The organism is Chryseobacterium sp., assembly GCF_008014695.1.
In the GTDB taxonomy this organism is placed as follows: Bacteria; Bacteroidota; Bacteroidia; order Flavobacteriales; family Weeksellaceae; genus Kaistella.
The window spans coordinates 282,050-294,559 of sequence record NZ_VOXE01000003.1; the positions used below are offsets into that span (position 1 = coordinate 282,050).

The following is a 12,510-nucleotide window of genomic DNA, read 5'->3' on the forward strand; positions in this document are numbered from 1 at the left end:
AATCATAATGATATAAGCTGTTTAAAATTTTAATCAATTTTATTTATGTTTGTTGATTTGCAGATATTTAACTGGGCTTACTGTGAATGAATTAAAAAATATTGCTATTTTTACATCCTCAAAAAATAAAGTTCATGGAAGCTGATTTTCCAACTCCATCAATTTCTCTTAAGGAGGGGTTTATGGAGAATGTTTTAGATAAGGCACCTTTTGGGTTTTCGCTCATGAGCGGAGATTATGTTGTAGAATTTGCCAACGATGTGTGGCTGGAAATAGCCCACAAAACCAGAGAGGAAGTCACCGGGAAAAATCTGTTCGATCTTTTTCCTGAAGCCAAAGACCAGCTTATTACGTTATGTGAAAATGTGAGAGAATCCAGGAAGCCTTTTCATGCTCCAGAGTTCTGCATCAAATTGGAGCGCAACGGAGTTTTTGAAGAAATTTTTTTCAACTTTATATATCATCCTGTATATAATGACGACGGTGAGTTTCTGCATTTCGTTACCGTGGCAATGGAAGTTACCGAGATGGTTGGAATAAAATCTAAAATCAGGGAAGATGAGGAAAGACTGAGGCTTGCCACTGAAAGTTCCCAAACGGCGACGTGGGATTTGGATATGGAAACGCATGAAATTATACATTCACCATATCTTTCGCAAATTTTTGGATACAGCCACGGAGAGAAGCTTACCCAGGAACAGCTTAGAAGTCATATCCCCGAAACCGAAATTATAGATGTTGTTGATAAAGCTTTTAAAAAGGCTTTGGAGACCGGAATCTATCAGTATGAAGCAAAACTGAAAGATAAAAAGGGGCAGGAAAAATGGATTTTCACCAATGGGAAAGTGTTTTTCGATGACGAAGGTAAACCCAAGAGAATGTTAGGAGTGCTTCAGGATGTAACCGAAAGAAAAAAGAGTGAGATTCTTCTGCAGCAAAGTCACCATCAGTTAAATACTGCATTGGATGCTACCAAACTGGGCTTATTTGAAATGAATCCTATTACTCAGGAAAAATATAATTTTTCGCCACGCTTTTTAGAAATTTTCGGATACGATCCCGAAACCGAAATAATAGATTCCCATATTTTTGAAAAACATATTCACAAAAACTTCGCTGAAACGCGAGTAGTGGCTCTACAGAGAGCAAAGGAAACAGGTGATCTTCATTATCAGACCAAAATAGTGCTGCGGGACGGCAGTACGAAATGGATTGAATTATACGGAAGACTTCTGGAAGCCACAGACATCCGGAAAGCTTATATTTCCGGGACGATACGCGATATAACCGAACTCAAGAATTTTGAGAAAAAAATCAGTGAAAGCGAAAGAAAATACCGTTTCCTTGCTGATTCAATGCCGCAGATTGTATGGATTGCCGAACCTAATGGTGAACTTACTTATTTCAATAAATCGACCACTGATTATTCCGGCAAAAGCTATGACGAATTTATTGAGGAAAATGCCTGGCTGGAAATGATGCATCCCGAAGAGCGCAAGGAAAACATCAGGCTTTGGGCAAAAAGTGTCCGCACGAAAAAGCCGTTCTTTTTTGAACACCGTTTCCGTAACGCGAACAATGAATACCGCTGGTTTATGACCCGCGCTTTTCCGGAACTGGACGAAAGCGGAAACGTAAAAAAATGGGTGGGAACCAGTACCGACATCAACGATATGAAAAAGATGGAACAGCAGAAGAATGATTTCATCAAAATGGCCAACCATGAACTCAAAACTCCTGTCACCACTATAAAAGGGTATGTTCAACTCCTGAAAAAGATGCGGAAAGATTCTGAAGACCAGTTTTTGGTTAATTCGCTCAACACCATTGAAAATCAGGTAAATAAACTGAATATTCTCATCGGTGATCTTCTGGATATTTCCAGAATTGAATCCGGAACGCTGCCATTGAATAAAAAAACCTTTTCGCTCGTGGAACTGGTGACTGAAACGATTGAAGACATTAAAGCCTCCGAGCAAAGCCATCAGATCAATTTTGAACTCATGCACGCCTCCGATATCGAGGTGTTTGCAGATAAAGACCGCATCACACAGGTATTGAACAATCTTTTGACCAATGCCATCAAATATTCTCCCCACGTTAAAACAGTTAATGTAAAACTTTCCGCTGACCACGAATGTGCCATTGTGTCGGTAGAAGACTTTGGAATCGGAATGGATCCTGAGGAACTCAATAAAATTTTTGAGCGCTTTTACAGGGTTTCCGGCGATGATGAAGAAACTTTTCCGGGATTCGGAATCGGACTTTTCATCGTAAAAGATATTCTGGAAAAACACAAAGGAAAAATTTGGGTAGAAAGCGAGAAAGAAAAAGGAAGCCAGTTCTTCTTTTCGATTCCGCTGAGTAAAAATTAAAAAACTAAAAAAACTATGGAAATTCTGGTTGTTGACGATAACAAGGACATTTGTCAGCTCATTGAAAACATTCTTCTTTCTGAAGGTTATGATGTGGAATCCTGCTGTAACCCTTTGGAATTCGGTAAAATCATCGAAAAAAAGAAACCCAAACTCATTATTACCGATTTGCTGATGTCCGGTTACGACGGACGTATTTTAACGAAAGAAATCAAAGAGAATCCCGAAACAAAAGAAATCAAGATCATGATGATGTCTGCGCATCCCGATGCCTCAAAAATCGGCGAAAAGGCCGGTGTGGATGACTTTCTCACCAAACCTTTTGAGATTGATGAACTCGTACAGAAAGTAGAGCAGCTGCTTCAACAAACGACCTGATTACTCAGCAAAAAGCATTTTAGTAAGAAAATCTTTTTCTTTATTTCCCCGTGCCGGCGAATATTCCCTTCCGTAAAAAATAATCTGAAGGTGTACTTTGTTCCAGGTTTTTTCGGGGAAAAGTCTTTTTGCATCCTTTTCAGTTTCCACGACATTTTTTCCTGAGGTTAATTTCCACTGCGTCATTAACCGGTGAATGTGTGTGTCTACAGGAAAAGCCGGGAATCCAAAAGCCTGGCTCATGACTACTGAAGCGGTTTTGTGACCCACGCCAGGAAGTTCTTCCAATTCCTCAAACGTTTGCGGAACAGTTCCATTGTGTTTTTCAACAAGAATTTCGGCCATTCTCTTGAGATTTTTTGCTTTCTGGTTCGCCAAACCGATTTCTCTGATGAGGTCTTTGATTTCAGAGACTTCCAGATCCTTCATTTTAAATGGGGTTCCCGCGATTTCAAAAAGTTTCGGAGTGATCTGATTCACTTTTTTATCGGTGGTTTGAGCCGACAGCGCAACAGCGACCAAAAGCGTGAAGGCATCGGTATGATCCAAAGGAATAGGCACTTCGGGATATAATTTTTCGAGTTCCGCCAAAACCGTTTGTGCTCTTTGCTTTTTAGTCATTTTAAGTTTAAATTTGAGCAAAAATAATCATTATGCTGAAAGTTGGCGATGCCTTACCGAAATTTGAATCCATGAATCAGGAGGGTGAAATTCTCAAATCATCAGATTTTTCAGGCAAAAAACTTGTGATTTTCTTCTATCCGCAGGCCAATACGCCAACCTGCACGGTTGAAGCCTGCAATCTAAGCGATAACTTTCCGGATTTGACTAAAGAGGGGTTTCAGGTGATCGGCATTTCAGGCGATTCTGTAAAAAAACAGAAAAATTTCCATGCAAAATTTAACCTCAAATACGACTTGCTGGCTGATGAAAACCATCATATCATCGACCAATTCGGAGTCTGGCAGGAGAAGAGTACTTTTGGAAAAAAGTATATGGGAATTGTGCGCACCACTTTCATCTTCGATGAAAACGGAATCTGCACCCGTGTTATTTCAAAAGTAAGATCGAAGGAAGCGGCACAACAGATTCTTGAAAATTAAACATTTTCCGTTTCATAATACATCAGTTCCTCCGGATCGTTTGGAAGGAAAACCAGTTTTTGAAATCTCAAACCAAGTTTTTCAATCAGTTTCTGGGAAGCAAAGTTATCTTTGGAGGTGACGGCAGAAACTTTCTTTAAGCCGAAATGTGCAAAAGCCTGTTTCATCAGTTCAGATGCAGCTTCAAAACCGTATCCTTTTCCCTCAAATTCGCCCAGAAATGAGAATCCAATGTCGTGAATTTCCATTCCTTCTCTTTCGAAAATTCCGACGCTGCCAATTTTAAGCTTGTCTTCCTTTCTCGTGATGAGGTAATTTCCGTAACCAAGTTTTTCGATCTGCGGGCGGAATCGGGTTTTGATGTATTCTTCAGCCTCTTCAACAGTTCTGATGTTCTTATCACCGATATATTTTAAAAAATTGGGCTGGTTATAAAGTTCCAGAATAAATGCAGAATCTTCTGCAGACATCGGTCTCAGGGAAAGCCTTTCCGTTTCAAATGTTTGAGGGATCATCTTCTTTTCTTTTTCGAACGTGCTTTCTTTGGCGGAACATAAGGTTCAAGTTCCTTTTTGTAATTCTGCATACGTGGATTGTTGGCGCAGGTTTTACTGTACACTTCAAAATATTCTCCGTTGTCCTTTACATTGGTGACAGTGCCGGATTTTTTATTGACGGTAAGCATGAAATGGGTCTTTTCGAAAGGGCATTCCTTTGAAGTAATTTTCCCAAGTTCCACATAAAAATTATTCTGATCAGCATAGTAGTTGCCAGCTAAGTCTTCGAACTCTTCATCTACGAAATAACCGTCTAAAATTCCGATAACTGCGGCTTCTTCCCCATTATCAACACTTCCGATAAATTTTCTGAGCTGTTCAGTATCGGTGATATAAGAAGTTTTACCTCCCACTGATTTGGCAATGTAATAGAAACCTTCCTCATCATTAGAAATTTTAAATCCCGAAAACTGTGGCAGATAATCTTTTTCCTTTCCTGTGGTCTTTATGACCTCATCGCGGGAATAGATATTATAAACTAAAGTCCAGGAATCCAATTTTTCGTTTGGCCGTAAGGCTTTTAAAATATTCTGGATATTCGTAAAGTTTTTTTTCTCCTGCGAAGAGATTAAAATGCTGAAGGTTAAAAATATAAATAAAAGAATGTTCTTCATGAAGTAATTTATTTGAACTGGGCAAAATGTTTGACATTTGCTCAATTACATGAATTTTTCACCTTTTTTAAGGTTTTTAAGGTCAGATACGTACTCTTTTATGAGCTGGTCATTTTCACGCGGACAAATCAGTAATGCCTTTTCGGTATCCACGATGATGTAGTTGTTCAGTCCGTCAACAACCAGCGCCTTATTGCTGTTTTTGATCCGGATGATGTTGCCGTTCGAATTGTATGCCAAAATATGTTTTGATTTGAAGGCATTTTTTTCTTCATCTTTTTCCGCATTTTCGTAAACGGAAGTCCAGGTTCCCAAGTCACTCCACCCCAAGTCTGCCGGAATCACGTAAACATTCTGGGCTTTTTCCAGAATTGCAGTGTCAATGGAAACTTTTGCTACTTTCGGATAAATGCTTTCAATGCAGTTGTCTTCCTGACTTGAATTGTATTCGCAATTGGTGAAATGCTGGGTCATTTCCGGGAGAAATTCTTCAAATGCCCTGTAAATACTTTTGACATTCCAGACGAAAATTCCTGCATTCCAGAGAAAATCTCCGCTTTCCAAAAAGGTTTTAGCGATTTCGAGGTCGGGTTTTTCCGTAAAAGTCTTTACTTTGAAATACGTTGCATTTTTCTTCTCTACAAACTGAATATATCCGTAACCGGTATCAGGCCGGGTAGGAGTGATGCCAAGTGTTATTAAAAAATCGTTTTTTTCTGCGAGGCTGAAAGCCAGTTCCACCTTTTTCAGAAAAGTATTTTCCTTCAGAATCAGGTGGTCTGCAGGCAGCACAATCATGTTGGCATCGGGGTTTTTCGCTGCAATTTTATTGATCATGTAGATATTGCAGGCCGCCGTATTTTTCATCATCGGTTCTCCCACAATATTTTCTGAAGGTATTTCGGGCAACTGTTGCTGAGAAAGCTGAATATACTCCTTATTTGTAATGACGTAGATGTTTTCTTTGGAAATGATCTGACTTATTCTGTCGTAAGTCTGCTGAATCATGGTTCTGCCGGTGCCCAGAATATCCTGAAACTGTTTTGGGAATTTCTGCGTGCTCATCGGCCAGAAACGGCTTCCGATTCCTCCTGCCATAATTACGCAGTAATTATTTGATTGTGACATATTTAGCTTATTTTTTCGACCCGTGCAAGCGGTTTAAACATGTATTTTTTACCGTTGTCGAGGTTCATACAAAGATAGTTTTTTTTAAGTTTTGTCTCAATCACGTACCGGTGTTTTTTGTAAACGAAGTGACTTCCTATCTCCAAATCATCAACGAAATTAGTTTCATCTTCGTATTTTTCAATATGAAAATATTTAACGAGTTCCGGACTCGCCATAAAATTGGCTTTTGGTGATTTTGAGAATTTTAAAATAATGGGTTTTAATTCAATACTGTATATGGTAATGCTTTCCAGAAGCATTTCCCTGAAAGTTTGCTTCCATTCCTGTCCGTGTGCTGAAATTCGCATTCCATACTTTTCAAACGCGATAAGATGTGCGAGCTCATGGGTCAGTACAAAGAAAAAAAGTTCCGGCTGAAGGGTTGAATTGATGGTGATCTGGTGGCTTTTATCCGGCATTTTCCGGTAATCACCCAGTTTTGAATCCCTTTTTCTGGTGATTTTAATGTGGATGTAATAATCTGCAAACCATTTTTTTAAGAATGGAAGGGTATTTGGCGGTAAATATTTTTCCAGATTGGCTACCGACATTTTTAAAGGCTCAACGGAATCCCAGCATAGAAATTAAGAAGTTTCATGCTGAAGAGGTAATTGTATTTGGCCTGCGCTACAGAACCCTGTGCATTGGCATAATTGTTTCTTGCGACATTCAGGTCATAGATCGTGCTTCGTCCCGCATCGTAACTTTTTTGGGCAAAATCCAGCGCGAGTTCAGAGCTTTTTTCAGTTTCCAAGGCTGCAATAAAGGCTTCGTAATTCGATTCCGCATCAAACTGTGCCTTCTGCACATTCTGTAACACCTGCTGCTTCTGCTGAGCGAAACTGTTTTTGGCAAGTTCCTCATTCAGTTTCGACTGTTCTACCTGTAGCCTTGTAATTCCTTTATTAAAAATAGGGATGTTTGCTGAAACTCCGATTTGCTGCCCAAAATTATCGGTATACTGTTTAAAAAAGCCGCTTTCGGTTATGGATTGTCCTGTTTCCGGATCGACGCCTACATTTCCGCGGACTAAAGTATTGAAATAAGAAGTTCCCAATCCTGCATTGGCCGTTATGGTAGGCCAGAAAGCAGTTCTGGTAATCTGTGTCTGTGCTTCAGCAGCTCTGATCCGGGCTTCGGCAGCCTTGATCTGTGGCTGGTTTCCGTACGCTGTACTGATGATGTTTTCTGCAGAATATAATGGGGCTTCCGGATTGCCCATGACCGGTACATCTTCGACGTCAAAGTTTTGATAATCGGTTAACTGTAAAAGCTGCGCCAGGTCAAAAAGACTTCTTCGGGTATTGATTTCCGCCGTTTTTAGATTCTGTCTTTCGCGTGCAAGTGCTGCTTCTGCCTCTGCCAGAATGGTTTTGGCCGTAGTTCCGACATCAGTCGTGATTTTGGCTCTGTTATACTGTCTTTCTGCATTCTGCAGAGCACTTTCTGAAATTTTCGTGATTTCTTTATTCAGCAAAATAGTAAGATACTGTTGTGCAATCTGCAGTGAAATATTGTTGGTAATGGTTTCGGTATCGTATTGTGCGGCCTCAACTTCAAATTCGGTTTTTCTGACTGTTTTTTCGAGCCTGCCGTTGTTAAACAGCAAAATGTCTGCTCCAACGTTGGCGGAATTGGTAAAATTGTCATTCCGCTGCGTTACATTGATATATCTTTGCTGGCCGAAGCTGCCGTTATTGCTGAGACTGGCTGAAACACCCGGCAGATATTGATTTTTGGCTATCTTGAGATTCAGATCCTGAATCTGTTTGTTGTAATTATTCTGAATGATCTGCAGGTTGTGTTCAACAGCGTAATCCACACATTCCTGCAGCGACCATTTTTTTTGGGCATTCAGCCCCAGAAAAGAGATACCGAAAAACAGAATCCAGAACTTTTTCATGATAGTTTTTAGGAATATTAGACGTAATTTTTCATACAATGTTACACTTTTTTCACGGTTTTAATTTTTAACAGCTTAATTTTTATGATTTTTGCACCATGACAAACAAAGACTATCAGGAAGCAGTTGAATGGCTGTTCGTTCAGGCTCCCAATTACCAGATCGACGGAAAAAAAGCCTACAAGCCGGGTTTGCAGAACATCACGGAACTTTGCGCGTTTTTTGGCAATCCGCAGGATAAAATTAAAACAATACACATTGGCGGCACCAATGGGAAAGGTTCCGTGAGCAATATGCTGTCATCCGTGCTGCAGGAAGCGGGTTATGTCGTCGGGATTTACAACTCGCCCCACCTCATCGATTTCACGGAAAGGATTAAGGTGAACGGTAAAAACTGTGATAAGGCGTTTGTTTATGAATTCATTCAGAAACTCAAAAAATTGCCGACTGGAATCCGGCCTTCTTTTTTTGAATTCACCACAATCATGGCTTTTGAATATTTTTATCAAAGAAAAGTTGATTTTGCGATTATTGAAGTCGGCTTAGGCGGCAGACTGGACTCCACGAACATTATTCATCCGATCGTGACGGCCATTACCAATGTTGCACTCGACCATCAGAATATTCTCGGAGACACTGTTGAAAAGATTGCTATCGAAAAATCAGGTATTATCAAAGAAGACACACCGGTAATTTCAGGAGACGAAAATGAAACGGTTAAAAATATCATCAGGCATAAGGCAGAGGAAAAAAATTCATCTTTTATTGATGTTACAGGATGGAAAACAGATTTAGCATCTGATCTGAAAGGGAATTACCAGAAAAAAAACATCAAAGTGGTTCTCGGTTTAACTAAAGAATTGCATAAACAGGGAGTTCAGATTGCTGAAAACCATATTGAAACGGGACTTCTGAATGTTCAGAAAAACACCGGCTTCCTCGGCAGGTGGTATGAGTTTTCAAAAAATCCTTTAACCATCTGTGATACCGCACACAATCAGGCCGGCCTTTCCGAAGTTTTTGCCCAACTGAATTCCATTCCTGATTACAAACATGTCATCCTGGGATTCGTGAAAGATAAAGATATTGATGAAGTTCTGAGGATATTGCCGCAAAACGCACAATTCTATTTTGTGAAACCATACGTGAATCGTGGCCGAGACCCGCATGATTATGAGGATTTATTAAAAAAATCAAAAATTAATTACACTATTTTTGACCATCTTGATGATGCATATCTTTCTGCAAAACAGAATGTTAAAAGTGCTGAAATGATTTTTATCGGCGGAAGTAACTTTGTTGTGGGCGAATTTTTAGAAAAAAATTTGGAAAAATAAAAAAACATTGTATATTTGCCAAACCAAAATTTGATATATCAAATGACGGTAAATAGGGCTCTTAGCTCAGTTGGTTCAGAGCATCTGGTTTACACCCAGAGGGTCGGGGGTTCGAATCCCTCAGGGCCCACAAACTCCTCAAGAAATTGAGGAGTTTTTTTATTTTCTGTCGGAGAATTTATATTTTATCTATAATCTTCTGGATGTTGAGCTCGTGAAGACAGGCATAATCGCCGCGGTAACATTCCCGGTCACCAAATACCGAGCATGGTCTGCAGGTAAGTTCTTTTACCTGAACCACATCATCTACACTTTGTCCGTATCCCAAAAAACCGGCAAAAGGATGCGTTGAACCCCAGACAGAGATACATCTGGTCCCAACAAGGCTTGCCAAATGCATGTTGGCGGAATCCATGGAAATCATCAGACGGAGCTGTGAAATTTTCTGCAGTTCTTCCTTCAAAGAAAGTTTACCCGCAAGGTTGGCGGAATTCTGTATTTTTTTTTCCCATTCATTCAAGATGTTAATTTCATTATTTCCGCCGCCGAAAAAGTAAATTTTATGGTTTTTGGAAAGAATTTTCGCTACCTCAAAGGATTTTTCAAGCGGAAGCATTTTGCCGAAATGCTGTGCAAAAGGAGCGAAACCAATGCCGGATTTCTCTGCGGAAGTTTCTCTGTACTGATGAGACAGTTGTACCGATAAACCTATTTCGCGAAAAACATCAGCGTAGCGTTCGGTGGTATGTTTAAGGGGTGATTTCTCAATATTCCAAATATCGGTGAGAACATCTTTCTCCTCTTTTCCTTTATCCACCTTAAACACCGGAAATCTTTTGCGTCTGAAAATGCGGTTGAGGATTTTGGTGCGGATCACATCGTGGAGATCAGCGATATAATCGGGTTTGAATTCATCAGTCAGCTCTCCGGCCAGTTTTCCCATTCCAAAAAAACCTTTATACTCATCAATATTAATCCCTTTGCAGTAAAGATTCGGAATGCCGGCAAAAAGATCGCTGAAACTGTTCCGGGTGACCAGAATAATTTCAACCTCAGGATTTTGTTCCAAAATTTCACGGAAAACAGGCACCGTCATTGCAACATCGCCAAAAGCTGAGAACCGGTATGCTAAAATCCTTGTCACTTTTTCAGTTGAAATGCTACTGCGTAAAATTTAATCTGCTTGGTCATGGCCATCAACCCGTTGGCTCTTGAGGGTGACAGAAACTCCTGCAGTCCGATATCTTCAATGAATTTAAAATCGGAATCGAGAATTTCCTGAGTGGTATGACCGCTATAAATGGAAACCAGCAATGAAACGATGCCTTTTGGCAGAATACCGTCGGAATCTGCATTAAAAAAAAGCTTACCGTCTCTGTATTCGGCATCAATCCAGACTTTGGACTGACATCCTTTGATCAGATTGTCGTCAGTTTTTGAACTTTCAGAAAGTCCCTTCAGCTCTTTTCCGAGGTCAATAATGTATTCGTATTTCTGTTCCCAGTCGTCAAGAAAGGCAAATTCTTCTACAATTTCCTGTTGTTTTTCTTTGAGGGTCATGTGTGATGATTGATTTGTGCAAAGATAAGAATTCGGTTTTAGATGTCCGCCGAACCTGCTTTTTTGAAAAGAGCAATGAGTTTTGGTGCTTCTTTTTCCCAGCACATCGCATCAGATGCGGTATTAAGGGCATTTTTATAAAATTGTTTCCCGTTGTTCAGCACTGTGTTTATTTTGTCCGGAAGCTCGCTGTAACTGCCTATTTTTTCCCCGGCCGAAAAAACATCCACGGCTTTTTTCATCTCCGGAAAATCCGAAACGACGATCGGAACACGTGCCTGAATATAATCAGCTATTTTGTTGGGCATGGAATAAAAATAACTGAGCCCGTTGTTCTCCTCAATGCTTAAGCCAACATCGGCTCTACAGGTAATCTCGCGTAATTTTTCCGGCGAAAGTTTCCCCAGAAACTTTACTCTGTCCGTCAAGCCTAAATTTTTAGTTAAAGAAAGGTATTCATCTTTCCTGGGACCGTCACCGGCGATCCACAGTTCGGCATTTTTGATATTTAGCATTTCCGGGATTATTTTGTCTAGTCCACGGGACGGATTAATTGCTCCCTGATACAGAATGATTTTTGGGAAGTTGATAAGGGTATAATCTTGCGAATTTTCAGTTCTCAATGGAAAATTCTGAACTACAAAAGGTCTTTGGATGTTGTAGGTTTTTTGGAACCAGTCGGCATAGCTTTCGCTGGCTGTCATCATAAATTTAAGCTTCGGAATGATGCTGTCTTGGAGCAGATACCAGATTTTCTGTACAAACCGCCCATTAACAGAGGGCATTTCCGGGAAAATTTCATGACTGTCGAAAACGAGTGGGATTTTCAGTTTTTTTGAAATCAAATAATTCGGAAGCAGCGTGTCAAGATCATTCGAAAGCAGGATTGTGTCTTTATCAGCACCTGAAAGCAGTTTTTTATAAAGCTTCCACTGAAACTCGATATAAGCAAACCGCAGGGTTTTTGATTGTAAATTAATCCTTGAAAAGAGATAATTTCTCTCCATTTCGGGCAGACCGCCCCAACTGTTCCCGATGAGTTCGACTTTGTAACCGTTCTCTGATAAAGTTGTGCAGACCTTTTCAACCCGTTGGTCTGTTGCTAAATTATTGAAAACGCTTACTAAAACTTTCACGGCGAGAAATTTTAATCTTTTTTAGCCAAATGGTACACCTGCACAAAACACAGGATGACATTTGGGATAATTACCGGCCAATACATGCTTTTCAGATTTCCTTCGCCTTTCATCACCCCATAAACAACAAATAAAATGCATCCGAGAAGGTTGATAATCCTGATTTTTTTCAGATCCTTCAGCAGGAAACTCAAAACGACGAAAAAAGATGCGCCGTAGCCCATGAAATCTGCAAAAGATGTACCCATAATTTTATTTTAAAAAGGAAACAAACCTAAACAATTTCAGTGAGATAAGGAAATTTTTTCTGCCATAAAGTCATTAATCGGTTTTGGTAAAGTATTTGTAACTTTGATTGTCAAGTAAAGAACAATTCA

Annotated in this window: 14 protein-coding genes and 1 tRNA gene; 5 read left to right on the forward strand and 10 right to left on the reverse strand. The window is 39.9% G+C overall.

Annotation, left to right across the window (positions count from 1 at the left end; translation table 11 throughout):
* Window positions 1–134 precede the first annotated feature (134 nt).
* Complete coding sequence (locus tag FUA25_RS09165) at window positions 135–2,375, forward strand: PAS domain-containing sensor histidine kinase (RefSeq protein ID WP_147756612.1); 2,241 nt, start codon at window positions 135–137, stop codon at window positions 2,373–2,375.
* Window positions 2,376–2,390: 15 nt separating this feature from the next.
* Window positions 2,391–2,753, forward strand: coding sequence for a PleD family two-component system response regulator (locus tag FUA25_RS09170; RefSeq protein WP_147756613.1), 363 nt, complete (start codon window positions 2,391–2,393; stop codon window positions 2,751–2,753).
* On the opposite strand, the gene nth is transcribed toward FUA25_RS09170, so the two are convergent.
* On the reverse strand, window positions 2,754–3,374 hold the full coding sequence (gene nth / locus FUA25_RS09175; protein WP_147756614.1) for an endonuclease III: 621 nt from the start codon (window positions 3,372–3,374) through the stop codon (window positions 2,754–2,756).
* A 32-nt stretch (window positions 3,375–3,406) separates the two neighbouring features.
* Between nth and bcp the strand changes: the two genes are divergently transcribed.
* Entirely contained in the window at window positions 3,407–3,856 is a 450-nt protein-coding gene (gene bcp / locus FUA25_RS09180) for a thioredoxin-dependent thiol peroxidase (RefSeq protein ID WP_147756615.1), read from the forward strand.
* Here the strand turns inward: bcp and FUA25_RS09185 are convergent.
* From FUA25_RS09185 to FUA25_RS09205, 5 genes are read right to left on the reverse strand one after another with little or no spacing between them, the layout of a single operon-like run.
* Window positions 3,853–4,371 (reverse strand): GNAT family N-acetyltransferase, encoded by a 519-nt coding sequence (locus FUA25_RS09185; protein WP_147756616.1) that lies wholly within the window; start codon window positions 4,369–4,371, stop codon window positions 3,853–3,855. The genes bcp and FUA25_RS09185 overlap by 4 nt on opposite strands.
* Window positions 4,368–5,027 (reverse strand): hypothetical protein, encoded by a 660-nt coding sequence (locus FUA25_RS09190; RefSeq protein ID WP_147756617.1) that lies wholly within the window; start codon window positions 5,025–5,027, stop codon window positions 4,368–4,370. Before FUA25_RS09190 ends, FUA25_RS09185 begins: the two co-directional genes overlap by 4 nt.
* Before the next feature lie 45 nt (window positions 5,028–5,072).
* Window positions 5,073–6,155, reverse strand: coding sequence for a mannose-1-phosphate guanylyltransferase (locus tag FUA25_RS09195; RefSeq protein WP_228411682.1), 1,083 nt, complete (start codon window positions 6,153–6,155; stop codon window positions 5,073–5,075).
* Window positions 6,156–6,157: 2 nt separating this feature from the next.
* On the reverse strand, window positions 6,158–6,748 hold the full coding sequence (locus FUA25_RS09200; protein ID WP_147756618.1) for a SprT-like domain-containing protein: 591 nt from the start codon (window positions 6,746–6,748) through the stop codon (window positions 6,158–6,160).
* Window positions 6,749–6,750: 2 nt separating this feature from the next.
* A complete protein-coding gene (locus FUA25_RS09205; protein WP_147756619.1) occupies window positions 6,751–8,100 on the reverse strand; it encodes a TolC family protein in 1,350 nt (449 codons plus the stop codon).
* 98 nt (window positions 8,101–8,198) lie between these two features.
* Between FUA25_RS09205 and FUA25_RS09210 the strand changes: the two genes are divergently transcribed.
* Complete coding sequence (locus FUA25_RS09210) at window positions 8,199–9,437, forward strand: bifunctional folylpolyglutamate synthase/dihydrofolate synthase (RefSeq protein WP_147756620.1); 1,239 nt, start codon at window positions 8,199–8,201, stop codon at window positions 9,435–9,437.
* Between the two features lie 55 nt (window positions 9,438–9,492).
* Window positions 9,493–9,567, forward strand: a tRNA-Val gene (locus FUA25_RS09215).
* Window positions 9,568–9,615: 48 nt separating this feature from the next.
* On the opposite strand, the gene FUA25_RS09220 is transcribed toward FUA25_RS09215, so the two are convergent.
* From FUA25_RS09220 to FUA25_RS09235, 4 genes are read right to left on the reverse strand one after another with little or no spacing between them, the layout of a single operon-like run.
* Complete coding sequence (locus tag FUA25_RS09220; RefSeq protein ID WP_228411683.1) at window positions 9,616–10,581, reverse strand: glycosyltransferase family 9 protein; 966 nt, start codon at window positions 10,579–10,581, stop codon at window positions 9,616–9,618.
* On the reverse strand, window positions 10,578–10,997 hold the full coding sequence (locus tag FUA25_RS09225; RefSeq protein ID WP_147756621.1) for a SufE family protein: 420 nt from the start codon (window positions 10,995–10,997) through the stop codon (window positions 10,578–10,580). Before FUA25_RS09225 ends, FUA25_RS09220 begins: the two co-directional genes overlap by 4 nt.
* 38 nt (window positions 10,998–11,035) lie before the next feature.
* Entirely contained in the window at window positions 11,036–12,133 is a 1,098-nt protein-coding gene (locus FUA25_RS09230; RefSeq protein WP_147756622.1) for a glycosyltransferase, read from the reverse strand.
* Between the two features lie 11 nt (window positions 12,134–12,144).
* Entirely contained in the window at window positions 12,145–12,381 is a 237-nt protein-coding gene (locus tag FUA25_RS09235) for a uroporphyrinogen decarboxylase (protein ID WP_147756623.1), read from the reverse strand.
* Between the last annotated feature and the right edge of the window lie 129 nt (window positions 12,382–12,510).

Bases quoted from the DNA above. Each gene is read 5' to 3' on its own strand.
- FUA25_RS09165 (WP_147756612.1), top strand. From the start codon at position 135: ATGGAAGCTGATTTTCCAACTCCATCAATTTCTCTTAAGGAGGGGTTT.
- FUA25_RS09170 (WP_147756613.1), top strand. From the start codon at position 2,391: ATGGAAATTCTGGTTGTTGACGATAACAAGGACATTTGTCAGCTCATT.
- nth (WP_147756614.1), bottom strand. From the start codon at position 3,374: ATGACTAAAAAGCAAAGAGCACAAACGGTTTTGGCGGAACTCGAAAAA.
- bcp (WP_147756615.1), top strand. From the start codon at position 3,407: ATGCTGAAAGTTGGCGATGCCTTACCGAAATTTGAATCCATGAATCAG.
- FUA25_RS09185 (WP_147756616.1), bottom strand. From the start codon at position 4,371: ATGATCCCTCAAACATTTGAAACGGAAAGGCTTTCCCTGAGACCGATG.
- FUA25_RS09190 (WP_147756617.1), bottom strand. From the start codon at position 5,027: ATGAAGAACATTCTTTTATTTATATTTTTAACCTTCAGCATTTTAATC.
- FUA25_RS09195 (WP_228411682.1), bottom strand. From the start codon at position 6,155: ATGTCACAATCAAATAATTACTGCGTAATTATGGCAGGAGGAATCGGA.
- FUA25_RS09200 (WP_147756618.1), bottom strand. From the start codon at position 6,748: ATGTCGGTAGCCAATCTGGAAAAATATTTACCGCCAAATACCCTTCCA.
- FUA25_RS09205 (WP_147756619.1), bottom strand. From the start codon at position 8,100: ATGAAAAAGTTCTGGATTCTGTTTTTCGGTATCTCTTTTCTGGGGCTG.
- FUA25_RS09210 (WP_147756620.1), top strand. From the start codon at position 8,199: ATGACAAACAAAGACTATCAGGAAGCAGTTGAATGGCTGTTCGTTCAG.
- FUA25_RS09225 (WP_147756621.1), bottom strand. From the start codon at position 10,997: ATGACCCTCAAAGAAAAACAACAGGAAATTGTAGAAGAATTTGCCTTT.
- FUA25_RS09235 (WP_147756623.1), bottom strand. From the start codon at position 12,381: ATGGGTACATCTTTTGCAGATTTCATGGGCTACGGCGCATCTTTTTTC.